Origin of the sequence: Flavobacterium notoginsengisoli, assembly GCF_014207905.1 — a bacterium.
Lineage (GTDB): Bacteria > Bacteroidota > Bacteroidia > Flavobacteriales > Flavobacteriaceae > Flavobacterium > Flavobacterium notoginsengisoli_A.
Genome location: NZ_JACHLB010000001.1, coordinates 397,266 through 423,825 on the forward strand (window position 1 = coordinate 397,266; position 26,560 = coordinate 423,825).

25 protein-coding genes are annotated in these 26,560 nt (G+C 32.2%); 18 read left to right on the forward strand and 7 right to left on the reverse strand.

The window, feature by feature from the left end:
- Positions 1–59: 59 nt before the first annotated feature.
- From serS to HNP35_RS01670, 3 genes are all read right to left on the reverse strand, one after another.
- A complete protein-coding gene (gene serS, locus HNP35_RS01660; protein WP_184159071.1) occupies positions 60–1,331 on the reverse strand; it encodes a serine--tRNA ligase in 1,272 nt (423 codons plus the stop codon).
- 159 nt (positions 1,332–1,490) lie between these two features.
- The gene (locus HNP35_RS01665; protein WP_184159069.1) at positions 1,491–2,405 is read right to left on the reverse strand and encodes a hypothetical protein; all 915 of its coding nucleotides are present in this window, start codon (positions 2,403–2,405) and stop codon (positions 1,491–1,493) included.
- A gap of 143 nt (positions 2,406–2,548) precedes the next feature.
- A complete protein-coding gene (locus tag HNP35_RS01670; protein WP_184159067.1) occupies positions 2,549–3,088 on the reverse strand; it encodes a DMP19 family protein in 540 nt (179 codons plus the stop codon).
- Between the two features lie 730 nt (positions 3,089–3,818).
- On the opposite strand from HNP35_RS01670, the gene HNP35_RS01675 reads away from it, so the two are divergent.
- On the forward strand, positions 3,819–4,289 hold the full coding sequence (locus HNP35_RS01675) for a hypothetical protein (RefSeq protein WP_184159065.1): 471 nt from the start codon (positions 3,819–3,821) through the stop codon (positions 4,287–4,289).
- A gap of 46 nt (positions 4,290–4,335) precedes the next feature.
- On the opposite strand, the gene HNP35_RS01680 is transcribed toward HNP35_RS01675, so the two are convergent.
- From HNP35_RS01680 to HNP35_RS01690, 3 genes are all read right to left on the reverse strand, one after another.
- Positions 4,336–5,892 carry a patatin-like phospholipase family protein gene (locus tag HNP35_RS01680; RefSeq protein ID WP_184159063.1) on the reverse strand — a complete coding sequence of 519 codons (1,557 nt, stop codon included), beginning with the start codon at positions 5,890–5,892 and terminating at the stop codon, positions 4,336–4,338.
- A gap of 21 nt (positions 5,893–5,913) precedes the next feature.
- Positions 5,914–6,480 carry a hypothetical protein gene (locus tag HNP35_RS01685; RefSeq protein ID WP_184159061.1) on the reverse strand — a complete coding sequence of 189 codons (567 nt, stop codon included), beginning with the start codon at positions 6,478–6,480 and terminating at the stop codon, positions 5,914–5,916.
- Between the two features lie 125 nt (positions 6,481–6,605).
- Entirely contained in the window at positions 6,606–6,833 is a 228-nt protein-coding gene (locus HNP35_RS01690) for a CDGSH iron-sulfur domain-containing protein (RefSeq protein WP_091489718.1), read from the reverse strand.
- A gap of 344 nt (positions 6,834–7,177) precedes the next feature.
- On the opposite strand from HNP35_RS01690, the gene metG reads away from it, so the two are divergent.
- The 9 genes from metG to HNP35_RS01735 all read left to right on the forward strand — a co-directional run bounded on the left by metG (position 7,178) and on the right by HNP35_RS01735 (position 17,867).
- The gene (gene metG, locus HNP35_RS01695) at positions 7,178–9,313 is read left to right on the forward strand and encodes a methionine--tRNA ligase (RefSeq protein WP_184159059.1); all 2,136 of its coding nucleotides are present in this window, start codon (positions 7,178–7,180) and stop codon (positions 9,311–9,313) included.
- Positions 9,314–9,405: 92 nt separating this feature from the next.
- Positions 9,406–10,293, forward strand: coding sequence for a DMT family transporter (locus HNP35_RS01700; RefSeq protein WP_184159049.1), 888 nt, complete (start codon positions 9,406–9,408; stop codon positions 10,291–10,293).
- Between the two features lie 302 nt (positions 10,294–10,595).
- A complete protein-coding gene (locus HNP35_RS01705) occupies positions 10,596–11,303 on the forward strand; it encodes an HAD family hydrolase (protein WP_184159047.1) in 708 nt (235 codons plus the stop codon).
- On the forward strand, positions 11,303–11,932 hold the full coding sequence (locus tag HNP35_RS01710; protein ID WP_184159045.1) for a chloramphenicol acetyltransferase: 630 nt from the start codon (positions 11,303–11,305) through the stop codon (positions 11,930–11,932). The genes HNP35_RS01705 and HNP35_RS01710 overlap by 1 nt, the downstream gene beginning before the upstream one ends.
- Before the next feature lie 34 nt (positions 11,933–11,966).
- Positions 11,967–13,358, forward strand: a complete 1,392-nt coding sequence (locus HNP35_RS01715; RefSeq protein ID WP_184159043.1) for a hypothetical protein — start codon at positions 11,967–11,969, stop codon at positions 13,356–13,358.
- Positions 13,359–13,503: 145 nt separating this feature from the next.
- Positions 13,504–14,628 (forward strand): OmpA family protein, encoded by a 1,125-nt coding sequence (locus HNP35_RS01720; RefSeq protein WP_184159041.1) that lies wholly within the window; start codon positions 13,504–13,506, stop codon positions 14,626–14,628.
- Positions 14,629–14,716: 88 nt separating this feature from the next.
- Positions 14,717–16,204 carry a hypothetical protein gene (locus tag HNP35_RS01725; protein ID WP_246453300.1) on the forward strand — a complete coding sequence of 496 codons (1,488 nt, stop codon included), beginning with the start codon at positions 14,717–14,719 and terminating at the stop codon, positions 16,202–16,204.
- Positions 16,205–16,299: 95 nt separating this feature from the next.
- Positions 16,300–16,818, forward strand: a complete 519-nt coding sequence (locus HNP35_RS01730; protein ID WP_184159039.1) for a ferritin — start codon at positions 16,300–16,302, stop codon at positions 16,816–16,818.
- Positions 16,819–17,174: 356 nt separating this feature from the next.
- The gene (locus tag HNP35_RS01735) at positions 17,175–17,867 is read left to right on the forward strand and encodes a DUF2461 domain-containing protein (protein ID WP_184159037.1); all 693 of its coding nucleotides are present in this window, start codon (positions 17,175–17,177) and stop codon (positions 17,865–17,867) included.
- 203 nt (positions 17,868–18,070) lie between these two features.
- Here HNP35_RS01735 and HNP35_RS01740 read toward each other — a convergent pair whose 3' ends face one another.
- A complete protein-coding gene (locus tag HNP35_RS01740) occupies positions 18,071–18,394 on the reverse strand; it encodes a single-stranded DNA-binding protein (RefSeq protein WP_184159036.1) in 324 nt (107 codons plus the stop codon).
- Between the two features lie 177 nt (positions 18,395–18,571).
- Here HNP35_RS01740 and HNP35_RS01745 point away from each other — a divergent pair, with 177 nt between their 5' ends.
- The 8 genes from HNP35_RS01745 (at position 18,572) to HNP35_RS01780 (ending at position 26,518) form a co-directional block, all read left to right on the forward strand.
- Positions 18,572–20,101 (forward strand): bifunctional GNAT family N-acetyltransferase/carbon-nitrogen hydrolase family protein, encoded by a 1,530-nt coding sequence (locus tag HNP35_RS01745; protein WP_184159034.1) that lies wholly within the window; start codon positions 18,572–18,574, stop codon positions 20,099–20,101.
- Between the two features lie 18 nt (positions 20,102–20,119).
- Complete coding sequence (locus HNP35_RS01750) at positions 20,120–20,446, forward strand: hypothetical protein (RefSeq protein ID WP_184159032.1); 327 nt, start codon at positions 20,120–20,122, stop codon at positions 20,444–20,446.
- Between the two features lie 15 nt (positions 20,447–20,461).
- A complete protein-coding gene (locus tag HNP35_RS01755; protein WP_184159030.1) occupies positions 20,462–20,809 on the forward strand; it encodes a hypothetical protein in 348 nt (115 codons plus the stop codon).
- Between the two features lie 15 nt (positions 20,810–20,824).
- Positions 20,825–23,215, forward strand: coding sequence for a M28 family peptidase (locus HNP35_RS01760; RefSeq protein ID WP_246453302.1), 2,391 nt, complete (start codon positions 20,825–20,827; stop codon positions 23,213–23,215).
- A 39-nt stretch (positions 23,216–23,254) separates the two neighbouring features.
- Positions 23,255–24,124, forward strand: a complete 870-nt coding sequence (locus HNP35_RS01765; protein WP_184159028.1) for a tetratricopeptide repeat protein — start codon at positions 23,255–23,257, stop codon at positions 24,122–24,124.
- A 141-nt stretch (positions 24,125–24,265) separates the two neighbouring features.
- A complete protein-coding gene (locus HNP35_RS01770; protein WP_184159026.1) occupies positions 24,266–25,084 on the forward strand; it encodes an NAD-dependent epimerase/dehydratase family protein in 819 nt (272 codons plus the stop codon).
- 52 nt (positions 25,085–25,136) lie between these two features.
- Positions 25,137–25,613, forward strand: a complete 477-nt coding sequence (locus tag HNP35_RS01775; RefSeq protein WP_184159024.1) for a methylated-DNA--[protein]-cysteine S-methyltransferase — start codon at positions 25,137–25,139, stop codon at positions 25,611–25,613.
- Between the two features lie 191 nt (positions 25,614–25,804).
- Positions 25,805–26,518, forward strand: a complete 714-nt coding sequence (locus tag HNP35_RS01780) for a 3'-5' exonuclease (RefSeq protein WP_184159022.1) — start codon at positions 25,805–25,807, stop codon at positions 26,516–26,518.
- Positions 26,519–26,560 lie beyond the last annotated feature (42 nt).

Here is a 26,560-nt window from a genome sequence, read left to right on the forward strand (position 1 = left end):
AGTTCACAGTCACAGTTCACAGTCGAAACTGAAAACTGAGACTGAGACTGCCAACTAAATTAATTTATAATATCAAATCCGCAGTAAGGACGTAAAACTTCTGGAATTACGATTCCTTCTGGAGTTTGGTAATTTTCAATAATTCCAGCCAAAACTCTAGGAAGCGCTAATGAACTTCCGTTAAGTGTATGTGCCAGTTGATTTTTTCCGTCTTTGTCTTTGAAACGTAATTTCAAGCGGTTTGCTTGGAAAGTTTCGAAATTAGAAACAGAACTAATTTCTAACCAACGATCTTGAGCCGTTGAAAACACTTCAAAATCGTAAGTCAAAGCAGAAGTGAATCCCATATCGCCACCGCAAAGACGTAAAACTCTGTAAGGCAATTTTAATTCTTTTAAAATATCTTTTACATGTTCTACCATTCCGTCAAGCGCTGCATAAGAATTATCAGGATGCTCGATACGAACGATTTCTACTTTATCAAATTGGTGTAAACGGTTTAATCCACGAACGTGCGCTCCGTAAGAACCTGCTTCACGACGGAAACATGGCGTATAAGCTGTTTGTAAAACTGGCAATTCGCTTTCGTTCAAAATAACATCACGGAATAAGTTCGTTACCGGAACCTCAGCCGTTGGAATCAAATATAAATCATCAACTCCAGCGTGGTACATTTGTCCTTCTTTGTCTGGCAATTGACCTGTTCCATAACCAGAAGCTTCGTTTACCAAATGTGGCACTTGAACTTCGTTATATCCTGCAGCAGTATTTTTGTCTAAAAAGTAATTGATTAAAGCACGTTGAAGCTTTGCTCCTTTTCCTTTGTAAACAGGAAATCCAGCTCCAGTAATTTTTACACCCAATTCAAAATCGATAATATCATATTTCTTTACCAATTCCCAGTGAGGCTGCGCGCCTTCGTGTAAAACTGGAATATCTCCTTCTTGGAAAACATTTAAGTTATCGTCTGGCGTTTTTCCTTCAGGAACAATATCAGCCGGAAGGTTTGGTAAAGTGTATAATTTATTGGTTAACTCAACTGCCAAAGCTTCTGCTTTTTCGCCAAGTTCTTTGCTTTTTTCTTTTAGTGAAACTGTTTTTTCTTTTAAGATTGCTGCTTTAGCTTTCTCTCCAGCTTTCATCAATTCACCAATATCTTTGGACAATTTATTAGATTCTGATAAAGTATTGTCTAATTCCACTTGTGCAGCACGACGATTTTCGTCTAATTGAACCACCTCTTCCACAACGCTTTTAGCATCGATATTTCGTTTTGCTAAAGCTTTGATTACTTTCTCTTGATTTTCTCTAATAAATGCAATTTGTAACATAGCTTGATTTTTATAACTATTGTATTTTTTATAACGGAAGCAAATTTAAGGAAATGTTTGTTAACAAAAGGACAAAGTTTAAAAGGAAAACTGAAATCTCTTTTAAACAGCAAAAGCACTATAAAAGTGCTTTTGTTATGATTTGTAATTTGCTAAAAATTATTCTAGAAAACGATGTCTGTCATCTCGATGAAAAGCATATTCCCTACCATTAAACTTCAGCTTTTCGGCTTCTTTTTTCGTTTGAAGATTACTATGCTCTTCGATACCATTTTCTGGATCACTTTCAATTGCTTCTTCATAAGAGAAATTTTTAGTGATGATGAGATCATAATATCCATTTGTTTTCTGATCCCCAAAACTCATTCCTGTTTCTAATGATTCTATCTGAAAAGTTCCTGATCCGTTAGAATCGCCGTTGGTTAAGGAAATAGGATATTCGTAAAGAACTTTATTAATTTCATTATTATTCAAAGTCAGCAAAGTAAATTTCTGTTCAGAATACAATACAATTCTGCTGCTCGCGCTGGCTTCTGTATAAAAAGCTACTGCTGGCGTAGTTTCATTCAGATAAACCAAGTCTTTTAAAATGTGTGATTTAGAAAATCGAATGGCTTCATTATCATAATAGCCCAGATTATTGTCAAATTCTTCAGCAATTATACTTCCATCTTCTCTGTTGACAAATAAGTATTTACGCTGAAAATAATCTCCCAATTCGTCTTCGTCTGCAGATTTGATTACTTTTTTCTTATTGTGTTCAACAGTCGTCAGGACAAAAAATGCCGTTTTATCATCGTAATTAATGGAACTCGTTTCGCCAATTTTAATCGCAGAATATTTGATTTTAAGATTGGATGCCACTTTAGAAAGCAGATCCAAATTCAGTTCTTCTGAATCCTGAAAATCCTCCAATTTTTTAAAAATGAGTTTTTTAAAAGGCTTTTTTAAACTACTTTCGGTCTGCGAAAGCAAATCTTGATTTTGAAGTTCTATTTCATTTTTAATCTTTTCGCTCTTTCCGCAAGAAAGCAAAAACATTAAAACACTACTTATAAGTAAAGTTTTTTTCATAGGTTATTCTATTAGAAAATTTGGGATCTTCAAATATATAATTTTCTTACAAAACTTTCCGAAAAAATTAAAATTTCGAAAAGACATTCTTAAAAACCTAGTAAATATAAACCTTATAAACGATTTTATTACTTTAAAAACAATTAATCTCTTTTAATTTCGTGCCCTACAAATTCTTCTAAAGCAGCGAACATTTCTTCAACCGAAAGCACTTCTGTATCTGGATGCGATTTTAAAAAAGCGGCATTTAATTCGGTTATATTTTCATCCAATTCAAAATAAGCGTTATTATTCAAAACATCGCGGAAAGCATTTGGCGTGTCGGCTTTTTCTTTTAGAAATTTCCCTAATTTAATGTTACTCTGCAAACGTAATTTTCGAGATTGTTCTTTAAACAATTCCAAATGTTTTTCGGCACCAATTAAAGCCAAACCTTCTTCTATCAATTCATTCAGTTCTTTGTTCCAACCTGAGTCGTGTACAAATTGCGAAAAGTTTCCTTCGGCATATTTTGAAGCGTAAAAATCTAAATAATAACTCATTAAAGCATCTTCATGAATTAAATCGTCGTCTATTTTTTCTTCGCGCATTAAATTGATTACCGAAATATTCGAATTTACAACGTCTTGCGGGTTTTCGCTGTTTGCTGCCGTTTCTGAAATAATGATTTTTCCGAATTCCATTTGAGTTTTTGCTTAAAGTTTATTTTGCAAAGTTGGCTAAATAATTGAGAAAAACCTTTTTAATTTAAAACAAATGGACAGAAATTATTTTTTTGGTTAAGTTTTTGAAGATGAATTTTTTAACCAAAACAAAAATTCTAATTAATAATTTTAAATCACTTAAAAATTATGAAAAACACCATTCTTAAAAGTTTAGTTCTTTCCCTTTTTATTACAAACATTTGGAGCGTAACTATGTTTTTTACCTACTATTTTGAATCGCCTGGTTGGTTTGTCGGTTTAACAACTTTCTTTATTTTTCTCTACAGTTGTTGGACTGTTTCCGGAATCGGCGTTTTAGCAATTTTAATTTCATTAGTAAAATTCTGGAAATCGAATAGTCAAAAAGTTTTCCTTCTTTCGACAGTAGCTTTTCTCAATACTTTCTTGTCAATACTTATTATTCTGACGACTTGCTTTGAGATTTTAGAATTTAAATTGGACTTATTTGGAATGATCCTTTTAATCAGTTTTATCATTCCCATCGTATCTTTTTTTCTTATCAAAAGAAAAATAAAAGAATCTGAGAATGGAAAAATTAGCAATTATAATTCAAGATTATAAACACAAAAAAAATGCTAGTAATATTTTTTTCTTTTTTAAATTTCAAAAAATAATTATTTTTGTAAGAATAAATTTATTTTTTTTAGTTTATTGCAAAACTTGAAATTAACTATTTAACAAAGCAAATATGAAAGAAAAAATCATTAAAAATTTAAATATATACTTTTCTGAGAAGCATTCACAGATCATTTTTGCGCCAACATACAGAAAACCTAAAATACCTATTTATTTCGAACAAGAAATATGTGAAGTGATTGATTTTGAAAGTTCAAATGAAATTATTGGTGAAGCTTTAAAAAGAAATTTTGACAAATTTGATTTGAAAGAAAGAAAAAGTATTACCAATAACAATTCTGACTGGGCCGTACTGAACGCTAGTAAAGAAAAAACAAAAAAGGCCTTTGACACAAATTATCAACTTATAAATGTAAGAGGCGCAAATGAATTTAATATAATTTTAATAATTGAAACCGTTTTAAATTACCCACATCAAATAGAATTAACTACGTCAATATCTGCAAGTCATGAAAGTTTTGAATTAGGGAAACGCATTCTAAGCATTTATAACTCTGAAATTTGCAAAAGAAAAATAATTTAGTAAAAACATTTTCTAATTTAATGACAAGTAAAAAACTTTATTCAATTTAAAACCCTTTATTCTCCGTCAGCAATTCTTTCAATTCATTGGTTTTTAAATACGCCGCAAAACGCCCAGAAAGCAATAACATTTCTTTTTCTTCAGGCGTAATTTTGAGTTTGGTTTCTACATGCGCGGTATATTCATAAAGCATTAAAAGCTCGCTGGCACCAAAATCTTTAAAGGTTTCTCTTTCTAAACTTGAAAGCAGTGGTTCGCCAGTTTTGTCTTTTTTAAAACGGTCTAAGCCAAATTTTTCAATCAATTTTGCTTTAAAATCATCATGAAGTTTTAGCCAGCTCGCCGCTTCGTCGTCAGTATTTTTTAACTGTTTTACCAAATCTTCATAAGCTTGGTCTTTTTTTAGTTTTAATAAATGATCTCGTAAAGTCGTAAAACCAATGATTTGATAATTTGAAGTCGGAATTTTATATCGATCTAAAACATTTTCAACATCTTTTTCAAAAGTGATATAACGCGTTTGCACCGTATATAAAGAAGCCGTTTCTAACAAAGAAAGTAATCTGATTTTTTCATCATTTATAAAAGGTGCTTTTTTTCCTTGACCTAAACAATCAATAAAAAGCGCTTTTTTGTTTTTGTCTTTTACTTTTGTGTCGCTATGAAGCAATTCAATCAAAGTTTCGTAACCCATATTATCAGATGCGCCGCCATCGATCACGCACAAAATTTTATCTTGATTTTTGATTCCAAATTTCGTTTTAGGCAAAACGCCTGGAAAAGCAGAACTTGCCGTAATGGCATACGTAAGCGGAAAATCGTAACCATTATTAATTTGATTTTCGTCAAGCGAAAGTGACGCTTTATTTGGAGCCAAAGACGAATTAATTTTTAAAGCTCTAATAATATGTGGCATAAACGGAAAGCGTTCACCATTATTATAGGCAGTTCCGTTGGCAACCATCATTGGCAATTGCGGATTTAGTTTGCTTTCTTTCGGAATAAAAAAATCGGACAACAGCATTTGTGTTTTAAACTTATTCTGATTCTCTGGATTGGTGCTGTCGTATTGCAAAACTTCCAAATCTAATCGTTGTGCCATCGAGATTTTCTCACCTTTTTCATTTCTGCTATTATTTAAAAGAGAAAAAAGCGTAGCCGATTTATTGACATCCGATTTGAAAGCATCGGCTTTAGAAAAATAAAATTCGTTGAACGTGCAATTATCGTATTGCAGTTTGTTTTTCAGAATTGTCAAATAATATCCTGCCGAATAACAGCCTCCAGAAACAGTAGAGAAATAGTCAATTTCATTAAGAAAATTACGATTCGAATTCTCTTCCTTAATTTCTTCTAAACCTAAAAGAACTCCCATGCTAAAAAACTGCGCTCGCGAACCGCCACCAGAAATTCCAACTCCCAAAGCAATATTCGGATTTTGAAGTCGACTATCGCGATCTTGAACCGATTTATATTCGTTTAAGCTAACCGCAGGAATCGAATTGTAATTGATTTCTGAAAAGAGATTTATTTTGTTTTGAGCAATTCCTTTATTTGCTAAAAGAATAAAAAAGAATACTATCGAAAGATTTTTAATTTTCATCCTTAAATTCATTAATTACAATTATTCAATATTAAACAGCCTCAAAATATAAGAGAGTTCATAAACAATAAAAAGCACAGCTAGAATAATATGAAACCTTTTATCATTGATTTTTATTGCCATTAAACATAAAATAATGTGAATTGCAATTCGAACAAAATATTCATTCTCATTATATAAAAAATAATTTCCTCCTTTAATTGCAGTATCAACTATGTCGGCCACAAAACTTATCGCCAAAACTGTAAAAAACCATTTTTTTCTGGAATAAAAATAATCCTCATATCCTGTATAATCTACTATATCATCAGGATAAAGAATGGCACAAAGCAAATAATAAATTAAAATATAGCAGATTATAAAGAAATAATCTGCAAAATACCATTCCTGAATTAATTTCAAATTAAACTCCCACCACCAAAAATGAATCAGCATCAGGAATACGTAAAATACCCATAAAGCATGCACGAAATAAAATTTCTTACGTCCCGGATGCTGGATAAAAATTACCGAACCTTTTATAAGGTGCGTTAAACTCAACCCCAAAATGATTCCTATAACAGATTTGACATGAGTAAGTTCTTCCATAAATAAAAAGTATTATCTACATTGAACTAAAATTAATCTAATTAATTTAAAAACAATTATTTACATTAAAAAAAAACCACATTCAAACAGAATGCGGTTTTCAAATATTTAAAACTAGTAAAATCTTAGTTTGTTTTCATCGGAGGTAAATCAAACGCAACAGAATCGTGTTCGAAGTTGTTTCTGTGTCCTCCATCGCAAAATGGTTTGTTTTTAGATAATCCGCAACGGCAAAGTCCAAGTGCTTGTCTTCCTTGTAAACCGTAAAGTGCTCCTTCTGGATCCATGATTTCAAAATCTCCTTCGATTTTGATAGATCCGTTTTTATTGATGATTAATTTAGTCTTGCTCATAAATTTTGTTTTTTTTTCGGGTGCAAAGATTGCGAAATATATTCTCATTTATAAGGCAGAAACGTAGTTTAAACTGGTTCTATTTTATGAGGAATTGCAACACATTCAAAGAGAATGACCGTACTGTGAGGCTGAACGAAGTCGAAGCCCCACAAAGTGATTCAGCAAATGGGGCTTCGACTTCGCTCAGCCTGACACTCTTGATGCCTTTGGAAAATTAATTCATAAAATGATAAAAAACGTTGCTTCTTCGCGACTTTGCGAGATTAAAAACTCAGCGAATCTCAGCGTAATATTAAAATCTCAATTCTATTGCTTATTTTTGCACTCAATAAAATTGAATTATGATACAAGATCCAAAGAGATATACGATCACAGCTGCATTACCTTACACCAACGGACCAATACATATTGGGCATTTGGCGGGGGTTTACGTGCCTGCAGATATATATTCTAGATATTTAAGATTGCAAGGAAAAGATGTTGCATTTATTTGCGGAAGCGATGAACACGGCGTTGCAATTTCTATGAAAGCCAAAAAAGAAGGAATTACACCGCAGGAAGTTATTGATAAATATGATGGAATTATTCGTAAATCGTTTGCCGATTTCGGAATTTCATTCAACAATTACTCTAGAACTTCTGCTAAAATTCATCATGATACGGCTTCAGAATTCTTTAGAACTTTGTATGATAAAGGCGATTTTATTGAAGAAGTTACCGAACAATTGTACGATGCAAAAGCCAATCAGTTTTTAGCAGACCGTTTTGTAGTTGGAACTTGTCCAAAATGCGGTAATGACGGTGCTTACGGAGATCAATGCGAAAACTGCGGATCTACTTTGAACGCAACAGATTTGATTAACCCAAAATCGACAATTACAGGCGAAACTCCAGTTTTAAAATCAACTAAACACTGGTTTTTACCTTTGGATCGTTACGATGCTTTTTTACGCGAATGGATTTTGGAAGGTCATAAAAATGACTGGAAAACCAATGTTTACGGACAAGTAAAATCTTGGATCGATGCAGGTTTAGAACCTCGTGCCGTAACGCGTGACCTAGATTGGGGAATTGATGTTCCTGTTGAAGGTGCTGAAGGCAAAAAACTATACGTTTGGTTTGATGCGCCAATTGGTTATATTTCTTCTACAAAAGAATGGGCAGCGCGTGAAGGAAAAGATTGGGAACCATACTGGAAAGATCAAGACACAAAACTGGTTCACTTTATCGGAAAAGATAATATTGTTTTCCACTGTATTATTTTCCCAGCGATGCTAAAAGCAGAAGGAAGCTATATTTTACCAGATAACGTTCCAGCAAATGAGTTTTTGAATTTGGAAGGAAATAAACTTTCGACTTCTAAAAACTGGGCGGTTTGGTTACACGAATATTTAGAAGAATTTCCAGATAAGCAAGATGTTTTACGTTATGCGTTGACATCAAACGCTCCTGAAACAAAAGATAACGATTTTACTTGGAAAGATTTCCAGGCTAGAAATAATAACGAACTAGTTGCCGTTTTCGGAAACTTCGTAAATCGTGTTGTAGTTTTAACCAACAAATATTACGAAGGAATTATTCCAACGCCAAATGAATTTACAGAAGTTGACGAACAAACTTTAGCAGAATTAAAAGCGTATCCAGCTGTGATTTCAAGTTCGGTTGAGCGTTACAGATTCCGTGAAGCTTTGGGCGAATTGATGAATGTGGCTCGTTTAGGAAATAAATACCTGGCAGACGAAGAGCCTTGGAAAGTTATGAAAGACAATCCGGAGCGTGTTAAAACTCAAATGTATGTGGCGTTACAAATTGCTGCTGCGTTGAGCGTTTTGGCTGAACCATTTTTACCTTTCACGGCTGCGAAACTTTCTAAAATATTGAATTTAGCTGATCTTAAAGAACATTTTGCAGGTTTCAGCAAATTCTTGAAAGAGAAAGACCGCGATGCAAAAGACATTTTCCTTGATAAAACTTTAGGTTGGAATGACATTTCTGAAACTTCAGATTTACTTCCTGCTGGACATAAAATTGGCGAAGCAGAATTGCTTTTCGCTAAAATCGAAGACGAAGAAATACAAAAACAAATAGATAAATTGGAAGCAACAAAAACAGCTAATCTAGCCGAAAACAAGCAAGCAGAACCTCAAAAAGATTTAATTCAGTTTGAAGATTTTGCTAAAATGGATATTCGTATCGGAACTATTTTAGAAGCTGAAAAAATGCCAAAAGCAAACAAACTTTTAGTACTTAAAGTAGATACAGGAATTGATGTTCGTACGATTGTTTCTGGAATTGCTGAAAGTTTTTCTCCAGAAGAAATTGTCGGAAAACGTGTTTCTGTATTAGCAAACTTGGCTCCAAGAGCTTTACGTGGTGTTGAAAGCCAAGGAATGATCTTGATGACAACAAATGCAGAAGGAAAACTGGTTTTTGTAAATCCAGATGCTGATGCGCCAAACGGATCAACCGTAAACTAAAGTTTTATAAACTATATAAAATTGCGTGAATCGGTTATATTTTAACTGATTCACGCAATTTCTTTTTTACAATAAGTCAAAAAAATAAAAAAATGAAACTCACCAAACCAAGATTAGCCTTAATCTGCGGTATACTTTGCATCTCGATTTTCCCAATTTTGGTAAAATTACGTTTAACTCCAGGATTAATTTCGGCATTTTACCGAATGTTTTTTGCTGTGTTACTTTTATTGCCTTATGTTATTTTCAGCGGAAACTTTAAACTTCCAAAACTAAAATTTGCACTTTTAGCCGTGCTTTGTGGTGTTTTGTTTTCTTCTGATGTTGCAGTTTGGAATATTGCCATTCAGGAATCGAGTGCAACTCAGGCATCTTTATTGACCAATTTATCTCCAGTTTGGGTTGGTGTTGGTTCTTTCTTTTTTCTAAAAGCAAAACCTGCAACCAATTTCTGGATAGGAACATTAGTCGCTTTATTCGGAATGGTAACTTTAGTTGGCTTTGAGTTTTTTATCGATTTAAACTTTGATAAAGCATTTCTATTTGCCGTTTTATCTGGAATTTTATATTCTATTTATCTTTTGGTCAGCAAAAATGTACTTTCTGAAGTTGATGTTCTTTCTTTTATGACAATTAGTTTAACAGCTTCGAGCATTTATTTAGGAATACTTTGTTATTCTTTAGGTCAACCGTTTACTGGTTTTTCAGATATGGGTTGGTTTGTTCTCGTTCTCCAAGCTGTAATTTGTCAATTGTGTGCTTGGCTTTCGATTAGTTATGCGACACAACATATGCGTGCGACTAGAGTTTCGCTAAGTTTATTAAGTCAAGCGGTAATTACCTCTATTTTAGCTTGGTTGTTTTTGGAAGAAAAAATAACTTTACAAATGGTTTTCGGAGGAATCATTCTCCTTTTCGGAATCCGAATCACTTTTTACGATAAAACGATTTCTTTGAAAAGGATTTTTTCTAAAGATTAAATAAAAGGTTTCACGCAGATTTCACAGATTTAAACTGATTACATACAGATTAATTTTGCAAACTGTAATTAAAAAAATTAAACACATAGAAACATAGATTTTTTTTGTTCCTATTTAAGTTTGTTAAAAAAGCATGCTTTTACACATAGAACTATGTGCATTTTAATTAGTGAAACGCCTTTATACGCAAAGTGAAACTATGTTTCTATGTGTTTAAAATTATTTGAAAAAACCTTAAACAAAGAAAACCTTAAACTTGACCCGAGGCTGAAAGCCGAACTGACGAAGTAAACAAAAAAACTATGTTACATAAAACTAAAATACCAAACCTTAAAGTAATCGCATTTGATGCCGATGATACTTTGTTTGTAAACGAACCTTATTTTCAGGAAACCGAACATAAATTTTGTGCTTTGATGGAAGACTATCTTTCACATCAAGGCATTTCGCAAGAATTATTTAAAATCGAAATTGCCAATTTGCCATTGTACGGTTACGGAATTAAAGGTTATATCCTTTCGATGATTGAAGCCGCGATGAACATTTCGAACAAAACAATTCCTGTTGAAGTCATTGAAAAAATTATTCAATACGGAAAAGAATTACTCGAAAAACCGATCGAACTTTTAGATGGAGTCGAAGAAACACTTCAGTCATTGCACGGAAAATATAAATTAGTTGTGGCTACAAAAGGCGATTTAAAAGACCAGCAAAGCAAATTACATCGTTCAGGTTTAGGACATTATTTTCATCATATCGAAGTAATGTCGGACAAACAGGAAATTGATTATGAAAAACTTATTGGGCGTTTAGATATTCAAGCACACGAATTTTTGATGATCGGAAATTCATTAAAATCTGATGTTTTGCCAGTTTTAGGAATTGGCGGTTATGCCGTTCATATTCCGTTTCACACTACTTGGGAACACGAAAAAATTAATCATACTATCGAACACGAGCATTTTAGTTCATTTGAAACTATTGCAGAAGTTGTTCCGAATTTATTATAATGAAAACACTTTTAGACTTAGAAAACTGGAATAGAAAAGAACATTTTGCCCATTTCAAACAAATGGAAGAACCATTCTTTGGTGTAACCGTAGAAATCGATTGTACCAAAGCCTATCAAACCGCAAAAAGTTTAAATACTTCTTTTTTCATTTTCTACTTGCATAAAACCTTAACTGCTGTAAACGCAATTGAAAATTTTAAATATCGAATTTCCGAAAATCAAATTTACATTAATGATCGTGTAGATGCTTCTGCAACAATTGGTCGTGAAGATGGCACTTTCGGATTTTCGTTAATTGAATATCATCCCGATTTTAAGACATTCGAACAAATTGCATTAACTGAAATAAAGAGAATTCAGAACACGACAGGACTTTTTACGAGATCTTTTGATGATGATAATCTGATTCATTTTTCGGCAATTCCTTGGTTGAATTTCAGTTCCATTACGCATGCGCGAAGTTTTACCTATCCAGATAGCTGTCCGAAAATTTCTTTTGGAAAAATGATGACTTCCGAAACAGGAAAAAAAACCATGTCAATGGCCGTTTATGTACATCATGGTTTGATGGACGGAATGCACGTTGGTCAATTTGTTGATTATTTTCAAGAGTCTATGAATCAATAATTTAAAATGGAATAATTATTGTGGCTTTAAAAACATGAAACAATTCTTCCTTTTATTATCTCTACTTTTTAGTACTGTTTTGTTAAGTCAGACGGTATTATCTTCTTATTCATTAGATTTAAAAAACAAGAAAGAAAGAAGCGAGATTTTGAATGCCGAAAATACAACAACTCACGATGTCTTTGTTTTTTTGGCATCAGATAGCCTTACAATACTAAAATACAACAGTGCTTTATTTCTAAAACAAAAAATAGTAACATCACGACAATTTGTAGAAGACAAATCATTAATTGGCTGCAGTTTTAGCGAAGATGGCAATCCAACTTTGTATTGGTTTTCTCCTGTAGAAAAAAGTATTATTCTGATTAAGTATTATTTAGAAACCAACACAAGCCGTGCTTTAAAATTTCAAATTCCGCTAAAAGAAAAATCACCGCTGACTTATTATCAAAAAGACAATAATTTCTATTTTTTGATGAAGGATAACATCAGACAGGGATTAACTGTTTTTATTTTTAAGAATGGAATAGCAGAAGAAAAATATCTCGACTTCTCTCCTTTTGTATTTCGCGATCGAAAAACACAGCAAAAAACATTCAATCAGATTTTAGCAGAAAATCCTATTGAAAAAATGGATTCAGGAGAATACAATCCGCTAGATAAAGTAACTTCGAAAAGTAAATTATATACGCTTCCTAATCGTTTAATTCTGACTTTAGACCAAAGTCTTAGAAAAACGCAATTGTTTGATATCGATTTGAATAATTTGGAGATAAAAGAGAAAACTTTTTTACAACCTGCGACTCAAAAAAATCCTAAAAAGTCTAATTCTTATTATCATGAAAACAAATTATATCAAATCGCTAATAATGCAGAACAGCTTATATTAGATATTAAAGATTATGAATCGGGAGAATCGCTAAAGACATTTGCAGTTTCAAAAAAAGACACGATTCAATTTAAAAACTCTCCTTTATTGCTCCAAATTAACGATCGTAGACCAAGGGAGTTAAAAAACACAAGCAAATTTCTTCAAGAATTGGCAACAACAGATGTTGGTATCTCTGTTTTTAAAAACAAACAAAATCTCTTTTTAACTTTGGGAGGAACAGGAATGGAATCAAAGTCGATTGCTGCTCCTTTCGGTTTCATGCCTGACTTTTATGATGATTTCACACCTCCAAGTTATTATGGTATAAACACTTATTATTCTGTTTTTTTTGAAAGTGTCTGGACTAAAAAACTCGAAACAACTACACAAAATCAGGAACCTCTTGCTGCCGATAAAATTTATTCATTTATAGATAGCCATAAAGAAATTGTTCTCCCAAAAATTCTAAAGTTAAGTAACTATAGTATTTTAGGGTATTATGATCTTAATTCTAAAGAATATATTTTGCGTAAATTCACAGATGGTTTCAATTAAAAAAACCTAATTATCAAACACTTACAAGAGTACAATTCTACATCATATCCCAATAAGCTTATTTTAATATCTTTTTGACTTTTAGAGGAAGTATTTACTTACAATAAATTGTTGTTTTGACCCAAATTTAAAATCTCAAATAACAATGAAAAAAGTTGTAATGACTCTTGCATTTGCCCTGGCGTTAACAGGAGTACATGCGCAAACAGAAAGTAATAGTGGATTTAACAAATGGTCTATAGAATTAGCTGGTGGTTTGACTAAACCTCAACGCCCATTAACATCAGGTTATTTTACAGACACTCCAAGTCCTTGGGTTGGCGATTTTGGTGTTCGTTACATGTTCAACAACAAATTTGGTTTAAAAGCTGATTTTGGATATAATAGTTTTACTTCAAAAAACAATTCTTTAGATTTTGATTCAAAATACTATAGAGTAGATTTACAAGCTGTTGCAAATTTAGGACGCATTATGAACTTTGAAACTTGGACTAATACATTTGGTTTATTAGGTCACGCAGGTTTTGGTTATGGCCAATTAAGAAGCGACAAGTTTAAAGGTGCAGACGAAGTAGGCAACTTTATTGCTGGTGTAACAGTACAAATTCGTTTATCAAACAGAATTGCTTTAACAGGTGATTTTTCTACAATTTTAAATGCCTCTCAAGATCGTACTTTTGATGGCGCTAATGTTGCTGAAAACAGAGGTTTTTCTGGATTAATTTTTAACGGTACAATCGGATTAAATGTTTACTTAGGAAAAAACACAAAACATGCAGATTGGACTGTAATTTCAAATGATAATGTTGATCTTTCGCCTTTAGAAAACAAAATAGCAGATCTTGAAGAACAAATCAAAAAAATGCCTGCTCAAAAAGAAGTGGTAATTGAAAAACAAGCTGCACAACCAGTTGATAATGATTTGATCAAAAAAATGATTAATGACAAGTATTACAGTGTATACTTCGATTTCAACAAAACAACTCCAATCGAAAACTCAACTGCGGCAATTGATGTTGTTTTAAACTATTTAAGAAAAAATCCATCTGCAAAATTAGATCTTGTTGGTTATGCTGATCAAGTTGGAAAAGCAGAATACAACGAAAGACTTTCTAACGCTAGAGCAAATAATGTGAAAACTATTTTTGAACAAGCCGGAATCGCTTCTTCTCGTTTAAATGTTATTGCGAATGGTGCAGATACATCAATTCAAAAAGATTCTGATGAAGCTAGAAGATTAGCAAGAAGAGTTACTTTTATTGTAAAATAATCTCTTTTTCAAATTACCAACAAAAAGTCCTTAAGAAAATAACTTAAGGATTTTTTTTATTGCTTAAATTTAATACCGTAAATAGGTTATGAAATTTGGAATAAATTTTGATGATTTTAGGTATATGAAAAAACTGCTTCTACTTTTTCTTTTGTTTTTTAAAACAGTCTTGTTTAGCCAAACAGTATTAAATTCTTTGCCTTTAAATCTGAATTTCTTAGGAAAAACACAGATTTTAAGCGCTGAAGATGAAAAAACTAAGGATGTTTATGTTTTTACTTGGGACAATAAAAATGTAAATATTCTAAAATACAATTCGTCTCTATTTCTCACCAATCAATTTACAGACTCTATCAAACATGAAACAAGTCGTGATTTAATTGGCTACAGTATTAGCGAAAGTAAAAAACCATCTTTATACTGGAGTTCTCGTGATTATAAAAATATTTTAATTACGATTTATAATCCAGATGATAAAACATCGGAGTCTTTAAATTTTGATTTCCCAAAAAATCACGAATATATTATTAGCACTTTCCAAGCGGACAATTCTTTTTATGTCCTTGCTAAAGAAAAAGATTTCGAGCATCTGCTGCTTTACAAATTTGAAGATGGAAAATGCGATATTAAAATGTTTGATTTTTCATCATTTGTTTTTAAAAATGAAAGAAATGTACAAATCTCTTTCAATGCACTTATCAAGTATTTCCCGATAAAGAAAATAGATTCAAATATTTACACTCCAATAGAATTGGCTTCAAGCACTAGCAAAATGTATGTAATTCAAGATCATATTATTTTGACATTTGATAATACTTTGATCAAAACGCAAGCCTTCGATCTTAATATTAAAACTGGCGATGTAATAGAAAAAACTTTTGATCTTCCTGCCCAACAAACTCCGTTCCGAGCAACGAATTCATTTTATAGTGATAATAAACTATTCCAAGTAAAGGCAAATAAAGAATTCCTTTTATTTGAAATTAAAGACTTTGATTCAGGAAAAGGAATTAAGAATTATTCATTTTCAAAAAATGATACGATTCCGTTTATGGGTTCACCTTTCATCATGCAGATTGACAACAACAACCCTCGTCAATTAAAAACCACTGATAAATTCCTAAAAAATATAAACGGACTTCCTGCTGGCATTTCTGTTTTTAAAAACAATAAAAACAGTTTTATCACTTTTAGCGGTTTTGGAGAGTATGCAGACTTTTATTTTTCTTTCGATTCTCCAGATGATTTTGGAACACGCGTCCCTTATGCGTTAAGTAAAGCAGTTTATTTTGATAGCATGTTAAATGAAAAATTAAATTTTGCGAAAGACAACCAGACAAGACCTTTGGCGATTGATAATCTATTTTATTTTTTAAATAACAGTAAAAACATAAGATTATACGATGTTTTAAGATTAAACAATTACTATATTTTAAGCTATTTTGATAGTTCTTCCCAACAATTTGTGATGCGAAGATTTACCGATGGTCTTATGATGGAAGACAATGGAAATCCGATTATGAATAAAGCACAATTTTCAAAACCTTTTTCTTTTGATAGCATAAAACCCAACTAGATTTATTGAAAACTAATTGAAATGCTTAATGTTTTCGCGGTTTTCAAAAAGTGGTTTGGATTATTTTTTCTAATTTTACAAAAAAGACACCTATTATGCTATCAAAAAATATTGAATCGGCTTTAAATAAGCAAATCAGAATAGAAGCAGAATCTTCTCAAACTTACCTTTCTATGGCTTGTTGGGCTGAAGTACATGGTCTAGAGGGAATCGCTCAATTTATGTACACACAATCTGATGAAGAGCGTGCGCACATGCTTAAATTAGTAAAATTCGTAAATGAACGTGGAGGACATGCTCAAATTACAGATTTAAAAGCGCCAAGAATAAGTTATTCTACTTTTAAAGAAATGTTTGAAGAACTTTACAATCATGAACTTTTTGTTTCCAAATCTATCAACGAATTGGTACACATTACTTTTGAAGAAAAAGATTATGCATCACATAATTTCTTACAATGGTATGTTTCCGAACAAATTGAAGAAGAAGCTACAGCTAAATCTATTTTGGATAAAATCAACTTAATTGGTGAAGACAAAGGCGGACTTTACTTGTTTGACCGTGATATTCAGCAATTAACAGTTACTAGCTCAATCGCTATTAATCCAAAATAAAAAAAGTTAAAGTTTATTTAGAATATTTAAAAATTACTTTTTTCGTTTATATTTGTCTCTGTTTTTATAATACAGAGGAAAATTGGGCAAGAAAGAAAAAGACAAGGAGAAGAAAAAGGATAAAAAGAAAAAGAAAAATTCTGAAATCCTTGATAAAATCAAGAAGATTGAAAACTGTAAATCTTCTTGTTGTGAGAAATACAAAAAAAGCGAAAAGAAGCGTTGTTCACGTTGTCCTATGTTTGATTTATTCAAAAAAACTGCTTAACAAAATATACAAAAACCCATCAGATTTCTCTGGTGGGTTTTTTAGTTTTAAATTGCATCCTCAACTACACAGATTTTTAAATTTCAATATGAAAAACGATATTATAATTCCCAAATCTAGCCTTGACTTCTTGGTTCAACTAAAAGAGAACAATAACAAACCTTGGTTTGAAGCTCATAAACCGCAATATTTAATCGAATTAAATCATATCGAGAATTTTGCCGGCGCTTTGCTGAAAGAACTTTCTAAAACAGATGTTCTAGAAAACACTTCAGGCAAAAAAAGCGTTTATAGAATTTATCGTGATATTCGTTTTTCGAAAGACAAAACTCCATTTAAACATTTTTGGGGCGGAAGTTACACTCGTGCAACCGCAGCAAGACGTGGAGGTTACTATTTTCATTTGGAAAAAGGAAATAGTTTTTTCGCTGGCGGTTTCTGGGGACCAAATGCAGCCGATTTAAAACGAATAAGAACAGAATTTGCTCAAGATCCTGAGACTTTTCAGCAAATTCTAAATTCTAAATCTTTCATCAGCAATTTTGGAACTTTGCAAGGCGAACAACTCAAAACAAAACCAAAAGATTTCGCCGCAGATCATCCGGCGATAGATTTACTTCGCTACAAACAATTTTTGGTTATAAAACGCTTTACAGATGATGAAGTTTTGAGTCCGCAATTTTTAGAACTAGCTTTGGACGCTTTCGTAAATATGAGACCTTTTTTTGATTATATGAGCGAAGTGCTTACGACTGATTCTAACGGAGTTTCTATTTTATAAAAATCCTTTGCTAAAATATCATTCCGTAGGAATGTCTCGTCGGTAGAACCAAATATGATTTATAGTTATACGTTCCGTAGGAACGTTTGATTGATAAAACGAATATCGCATTTTCAAAAATCAAGTGTCCCTACGGGACACTATTTAAACACAAATCTTGTTATTTTTCTACCAACGAGATATTCCTAACGGAATATTGAACGCTATTTACTTAAAAGTAAAATCTCATTTACGACAACTTCGGTTACATATTTTTTCTCTCCGTTTTTGTCATCGTAACTTCTGTGTGTTAGTTTTCCGTCAATTGCTACTTCTTTCCCCTTCACTACATATTTTTCAATGATTTCGGCTGTTTTGTCCCATGCCGTTACGCGATGCCATTCTGTTTTCTCTACTCTTTCTCCCCTGTCATTTTTGTAATACTCATTTGTAGCAATTGTTAAATGAGCCAATTTTTTTCCGTTTTCTAATGTCTTAATTTCTGGGTTATTCCCTGCATTTCCGATTAATTGCACTCTGTTTTTCATGGCGTATATTATTTTTAGGTTATTATAAATTGAAAATGTTCTTCAAATTCAACACGGCAAAGATGAAAAAAGGCAGTAATAATAGTCGGTTACTAACTATTTACTACCGACTGTAACTATTTGTAAGCGTTTGTAATTGGAAATTGTTTTTTGTATATTTGAGATAAATCTTACTATATGCAGACAAAAATTAAAAAAGTCGAGTTACGAAATTTAGAAATTGAAGACTATAAACAGTTAAAAAAATCAATGATTGAGTCGTATCCAGAAATGGCCGATTCATATTGGGGATCTGATGACATTGAAAGACTTCTTTCTATTTTTCCGGAAGGACAATTGGTTATTTTGGTTGATGGAAAAGTGGTTGGTTCTGCATTATCTCTTATTGTTGATGAAAAATTAGTAGAAAAAAGACATAATTATCAGCAGATTAGCGGCGATTATACTTTCTCTACTCATAATCCAAATGCTGAAATTTTATACGGAATAGATGTTTTTATCCATCCAAATTATCGCGGTTTGCGTTTAGGGCGTCGTTTGTATGATGCAAGAAAAGAACTTTGCGAACAATTGAACTTAAAAGCAATTGTTTTTGCTGGAAGAATTCCGAGTTATAGAGAACATGCCAAAAAGATGTCGCCCAAAGCTTATATCGAAAAGGTAAGAACTAAAGAATTGTACGATCCAGTACTTTCCTTTCAGTTGAGCAATGATTTTCATGTTTTGAGAGTAATCAAAAATTATTTGGAAGGCGATGAAGAATCGAAAGAATTTGCCGTTTTATTAGAATGGAACAATATTTATTACGAAGAAAGCCCAAAACTGATTAATCTTAAGAAAAACATTATTCGTCTAGGATTAATTCAGTGGCAGATGCGCCCGTTGAATAATGTTGAAGCACTTTTCGAACAAGCAGAATTTTTTATCGATGCCGTTTCTGGTTATGGTTCTGATTTTGCTTTGTTTCCAGAATTATTCATTGCGCCTTTAATGGCAGATTACAATCATTTATCTGAAGCTGAAGCGATTCGAGAATTAGCGCGTCACTCAGACCCGATTAGAAAGCGTTTTCAGGAATTTGCCATTTCATATAACATCAATATTATTACCGGAAGTATGCCTTATTTAGAAGGAGGAAATCTTTATAATGTCGGTTTTTTATGCAAAAGAGATGGAACTTCAGAAATGTACACTAAAATCCATATTACGCCAAACGAAGTAATTCATTGGGGAATGAAAGGCGGATCACAGTTTAAAACTTTTGATACCGATTGCGGTAAAATTGGTATTTTAATTTGTTATGATGTCGAATTCCCAGAACTTCCTAGACTTTTAGCAGATGAAGGAATGGATATTTTGTTTGTTCCTTTTTTGACCGATACACAAAATGGTTATACACGTGTAAAACATTGCTCGCAGGCACGCGCTATAGAAAATGAATGTTATGTAGCCATAGCTGGTTGCGTTGGAAATCTTCCGAAAGTGAATAATATGGATATTCAATATGCACAATCTTCTGTGTTTACTCCATCTGATTTTGCTTTTCCAAGTAACGGAATCAAAGCGGAAGCGACTCCAAACACAGAAATGACTTTAATTGTCGATGTCGATTTGAATTTACTAAAAGAATTACACGAACATGGTAGTGTCAAAACGTTAAAGGATCGTAGAACGGATTTGTACGAAATTAAAAAATTGAACCCTTAAAAATTTACAATTGCTAAAATGGCTATTATTAGAAAAAATCCTTTATTCGAAATTTATTTTACTGATGGCCATTTAGTAATTAATAACACTGATTATAAAAAAGATAACAGAGCGATTGACATAGAAAATATTCAAAGTTTAGAGCTCATAAAAAATTCTTCCTTCTTAAATAAGTTTATTGAAGTAACATTTGGTCTGAATTTTCCAGCAAAATCTTATGAACTAAGAATAAATATGGAAAATGGTTTTAGAGATATTATTCTAACCGATTGCGATATAGACAAGGTTGAACTTTTAATCTACGATATTAATCAAATAATCATTAAAAAATCTGATTTTCAATAAATTAAAAATAGTTTTATGAAAATATGTCCCGAATGCTCCGCTAAAATTGTAGGCCGAGAAGACAAAAAATTCTGCTCTGATAGTTGCAGAAATGCCTTTAATAACAAAATGAATAAAGATAGTACGAATTTCATGCGAAATATAAACAACAAGTTACGCAAAAATTACCGTATTTTGGCAGAGCTAAATGTAGATGGAAAATCCAAAGCTACTCGAGACAAAATGTTAAACAAAGGTTTTGATTTTGAGTTCTTTACCAATATATTACAAACCAAAACAGGAAATACTTATTATTTTTTGTACGATCAAGGTTACCGATCCTTGGACAACGATTATTTTATGCTTGTTAAAAAAGAAATATAGATAGTTTTATTCACCATGAGAAAAAACCAAACCTCAATTCTAGCCATAGCCTGTGTTTTAGCTTTACTTGGCATTATATACGCCACGATGATGCCGCAAGGAATTTCTAAAGACGATGAAGCACTTGCAGAATTTTCGACCGAAAGAGCCTTAAATCAGGTTGAGATAATGGCGCAGAAACCTCATTATGTCGGATCAACAAATCACGAGCTGGTTGCCAATTATCTAAAACTAGAATTGAACAGAATTGGTCTGGAAACAAGTGTTCAGGAAGGTTTTACTCTAAATGATAGAGGTCTTTTAGTAAAGTCTAAAAATATTTTGGCTCGAATTAAAGGAACAAATAATACAAAAGCGCTTTTACTTCTTTCTCATTATGACAGCGCTCCGCATTCTTTCTCAAAAGGTGCAAGTGACGATGCTTCTGGTGTTGCCACTATTTTAGAAGGAGTTCGTGCTTTTCTATACTCGAAACATCCTCAAAAAAATGACATTATCATATTATTTTCTGATGCTGAAGAATTAGGTTTAAATGGCGCTGCTCTGTTTGTAAATCAGCATCCTTGGGCAAAAGATGTTGGTTTGGTTCTAAATTTTGAAGCTCGCGGAACTTCTGGTCCAAGTTATATGTTGATGGAAACCAATAAAGGAAACGAAGCTATGGTTAAAGCTTTTTCAGATGCTAAAACTTCTTACCCAGTTTCAAATTCTTTGATGTACAGCATTTATAAAATGCTTCCAAACGATACCGATTTGACTGTTTTTAGAGAACAGGGAAATATTCAAGGTTTCAACTTCGCTTTTATTGACGGTCATTTCAACTATCACACGCAGCAGGATGACGTACAGCACTTAAACAAAACAACTTTAGCGCATCAAGGTACTTATATGATGCCATTGTTAAAATACCTTACCAACATTGATTTAACTAAAACAGAATCTACCGAAGATAATGTTTATTTCAGTGCTCCGTTTTCATTCATCAGTTATCCTTTTTCTTGGGTAATGCCAATGACTTTAATCGCTTTTGGACTCTTAGTTTTATTTTTATTTATTGGAAAAGTAAAAAGAATTATCTCTTTCAGAGAAGTTTTTAAAGGTTTTGTTCCTCTTTTAGGTTCTATAATTATTGCAGGTTTAGTAACCTTTTTAGGATGGAAACTTGTTCTGGAAATTTACCCGCAATACTCTGATCTTTTAAACGGATTTACATATAATGGACATGCTTATATTGGCGCTTTCGTAACTTTGAGTATCGCCATTTGTTTTGCTTTCTACCATCATTTTTCTGAAGCAAAAATTACAATGAACCATTTTGTAGCGCCTTTGTTACTTTGGATTATTATTAATGCTTATTTAGCTAATAGTTTAACTGGTGCTGGTTTCTTGATTATTCCTGTTTATTTCGGAATTATACTATTCGGAATATTTGTCTTTACACAACATTACAGTTTAGGAGTAAATTTACTTTTCAGCATTCCTGCTTTGGCTATCATTGCACCATTTATTGTAATGTTTCCAATTGGTTTAGGACTTAAAATTTTATTTGGAAGCTCCGTTTTAACCGTTTTACTCTTCGGATTATTATTGCCAATCTTTGGAGCATTTGCCCGAAAAGGCGCTTGGATTGTAGTCTTCTTCATGGCATCAATTTCATTTTTCATCTACGCAGGCTATAATTCTGGTTATGAATATGGCAAAGCAAAATCTAATAGTTTGTTGTACGTTTTAAACGGAGATAATAATTCTGCCGCTTGGACAACCTATGATACGAATCTAGATGAATGGACCAAATCGTATTTAGGAGAAAAAAATCAGAAAGCAGTTGGTTTAAATACACTTCCGTTGGCAAGCAAGTACAACACTACGTTTACATACAGTGCAATTGCGCCTGTTGTTGATGTTCCAAAACCTACGGTTCAATTTTTAAGAGATAGTGTTATTGGAAATAATAGATATCTAAAAATCAAAATTACTCCGAACAGAAAAGTAAATCGATACGACATTTACGCCAATCCAAAAATGACGTTTTATAACTTTAAAGCAAATGGAGTGGCCACTTCTGGAGAAAAAGGAAACCGTTTACAAAGAGAAGACAGTAAAATCTTGTGCTATTATGTTGTTGGAAACGAACCGCTTGTAATGGATTTCTACATTCAGAAATCATCTCTTTTTGATATGGATTACATCGAAAGCTCATTTGATTTAATGAGTAATCCGTTATTGAATGTTAAACCAAGAGAAAATTGGATGATGCCTACACCTTTTGTTCTTAATGATGCTATTTTAATACATCAGAAAATAAAAAGATATACAGCTCCGCCAAAACCGATTGAGCCTGTAGTTGTAAAAGATAGTTTAGCTGTATTAAAAGACACTATAAAACCGGCTATAAAACCAGAATAAAGATTCCGTATTTGAATTCTAATCTCTTAAAAAAGTAAAATGAAGAAAAAATTCATTCTTTTATTAAGTTTTGCAGGCTTTTTGACACTTCATTCACAAACTATTGAAGAAAAAATTGCGGCAAAAACATGCGAATGTTTGCAGAAAAGTTCAAACATTACAAATGATATTTTTAGAGATTGTCTCACAAAATCAATGACCGAACAGATTTTCACAGATAAAGATCCTAAAGTTCGAGAATCCATTAATACTGTAGATGGAATTCAAACTACGATTCTTAGAGTTAAAGAAATCGTTTCTAAAGAATGTCCGAAATTAGTTCCAGCGGTAATAGAGAACAAAGAAGACATTTACTATGGAAAGTCAAAAAATAAGAGCGCACAAAACTTTTACATTATTGGGCAAGATTTTATGGATCAGAAAAACTTCAAATTGGCAGTTGAAAGTTTTCAATTGGCCTTAAAAGAAGATCCAAATTTTGTTCTTGCACTTGATGATATAGCGGTTTCTTACAGACAATTAGACGATTATGAGAATGCTATAAAGTATTATAAAAAATCGTTAGACATTTATCCCGAAGGACATTTTGCTTTAATGAATATCGGTGTTGTTTATACTTTTAAATCCGACTATAAAACGGCCATAAGTTATTATCAGAAACTGATTGATTACCATCCTGATAGTGCTGAAGGCTATTTTGGAGCTGGAAAAAACTATTTTTTGCTAAAAGACGACGAAAAAGCCCTAGATAATATGTTTATGGCTCACAGAATTTACACGGAGTCAAAATCAGATTATGTAAAAGACTCTGAACAAATTATTGGAGCTATTTATCAAAAAATGAAATCGGAGAATAAAGAAGATGTTTTCAAGAAGATTGCAGAGAAAAACAATGTTCAAATAAATTAAAACAACTTTAAATATTTCAAATATAAAAGACAGACTTACAATGAAAGTCTGCCTTTTATATTTTTGGCCGCCATTGCTTTTAAATTTGTTATTAAAAAACCTTTGCAACTCTGTACCTTTGTTCCTCTGAACCTTAAAAAAATGAAACAAATAAGCATATTGGGTTGCGGCTGGCTTGGATTTCCTTTAGCAAAAAAGCTAATTAAAAAAGGATATTCGGTAAAAGGTTCAACAACTTCAGAAAACAAACTTTCTATTTTAGAAAATGTTGGAATAAATCCTTTCCTTGTCATCCTGAGCGAAGTCGAAGGAAGTTCTGAAAACATTGTTGAATTTTTAGCAGAAAGCGAAATCTTAATTATCGATATTCCGCCAAAATTGAGAACTGTCGATCCAAATTCAGAAAAGAAAATTTTTGTCGAAAAAATCAAAAATCTAATTCCGTTTATAGAAAAATCGACCGTTAAAAAAGTCCTTTTTGTGAGTTCAACTTCGGTTTATGGCGATGATAATGATTTTGTTAGCGAAGAAACCATTACAAATCCAGAAACAGAAAGTGGTAAACAATTGCTTTTAGCAGAAGCTTTACTTCAAAACAATAAAAATTTCGAGACTACAATTCTGCGTTTTGGAGGATTAATTGGAGAGGATCGTCATCCTGTCAAATTTTTAGCAGGAAAAGAAAACCTTGAAAACCCAGATACTCCAATCAACTTAATTCATTTATATGACTGTATTTCTATTATTAAAGAAATTATAAATCAATCCAAATGGAATGAAGTATTTAATGCCGTAGCTCCTTTTCATCCGTCAAGAGAGGAATATTATACACAAAAAGCAATTGAAACGAATTTACCAGAACCGAAATTCAGCACAGAAAAGTCAAATATCAAAAAGATTATTTCTAGCGAAAAAATCGAAACAGTTTTAAACTATCAATTCAAGTTAGAGAATTATTAAAAATACTTTGCGAACTTTGCGCTAAACTTAGCGTCTTTGCGGTTAAAAAACTATGGAAACAGTATTTATCAACTCCCCTTTAGGAATCACCAAAATTATTGGAGATGACAATGGCATTTCGGTAATTTCTGTTTCTGATGTTGGTACAAACGAAGTCTCAAAAGAAATTCCTGAAGTTTTAAAAGATGCCGTTTTACAGTTAAATGAATATTTTGAAGGCAAAAGAACCGATTTCAACCTAAAACTAAATCCGCAAGGAACCGAATTTCAACAAAAAGTCTGGAAATCTTTATTAGAAATTCCATTCGGAAAAACGGTTAGCTATATGGATCAAACTAAGAAATTAGGCGATGTAAAAGCTATTCGCGCCGTTGCTTCTGCAAATGGTAAAAATCCGTTATGGATTGTCGTGCCGTGTCATCGCGTTATTGGAACAAACGGCTCGTTGACAGGTTACGCAGGCGGTTTATCTCGTAAAAAATGGCTTTTAGAACACGAAAGCCCCTCTCAACAACAAAGTTTGTTTTAATATTTTCCACTAATTGCACAAATTATCACTAAATTCTTCATCTCTTTAATTTTCTTTATTTTTACATTTTGAGTTTTAAATAAGAAAAATCATTCGATTATATATTTCATTATCTATAAAAAATCAAATTTGTGTACATTTATACAAAATAGAAAATTAGTGCGATTCGTGTAATTCGCGGCAAATAAAATATGATCGAAAAAATAAATCTTAACAATATTCTCTTTCTTGATATAGAAACCGTTCCTGAAGAAGAAAATTTCAATTCGCTTGACGCGGAAATGCAGTCACTTTGGGATTTAAAAACGCAATACCAGCGAAAAGATGAGTTTTCTCCAGAAGAATTTTACGAACGTGCCGGAATTTGGGCAGAGTTTGGAAAAATAATCTGTATCTCGGTTGGCTTTTTTACAATTAAAGGAGACATTCGAAATTTTCGAGTGACTTCATTTTTTGGTGAAGAAAAGAAAATTTTAAAAGACTTTTCCAATCTTATAAATAATCACTTTAATCAGCCTCAGCATTTATTGTGTGGACATAATTCAAAAGAATTTGATATTCCGTTTATTGCCCGCAGAATGATTATCAACCAAATGCCAATTCCAGACAAACTGAATTTATTTGGCAAAAAACCTTGGGAAATTCCGCATTTAGACACTTTAGAATTATGGAAATTTGGCGATTATAAGCATTTTACTTCTTTAAAACTATTGACTAAAATTCTTGGAGTTCCATCGCCAAAAGGCGATATTGACGGAAGTCAAGTTGCTCATGTTTTTTATGTCGAAAAAGATATCGATAGAATTGTAACCTATTGTGAAAAAGATACTATTGCTGTTGCTCAGATTTTCCTTCGCTTACGCAGAGAAGATTTATTGATCGAGGATGAAATTATTCATGTTTAATTCTTAGGGACAAAGGTTCAAAGTTGCAAAGAGACAAAGTTT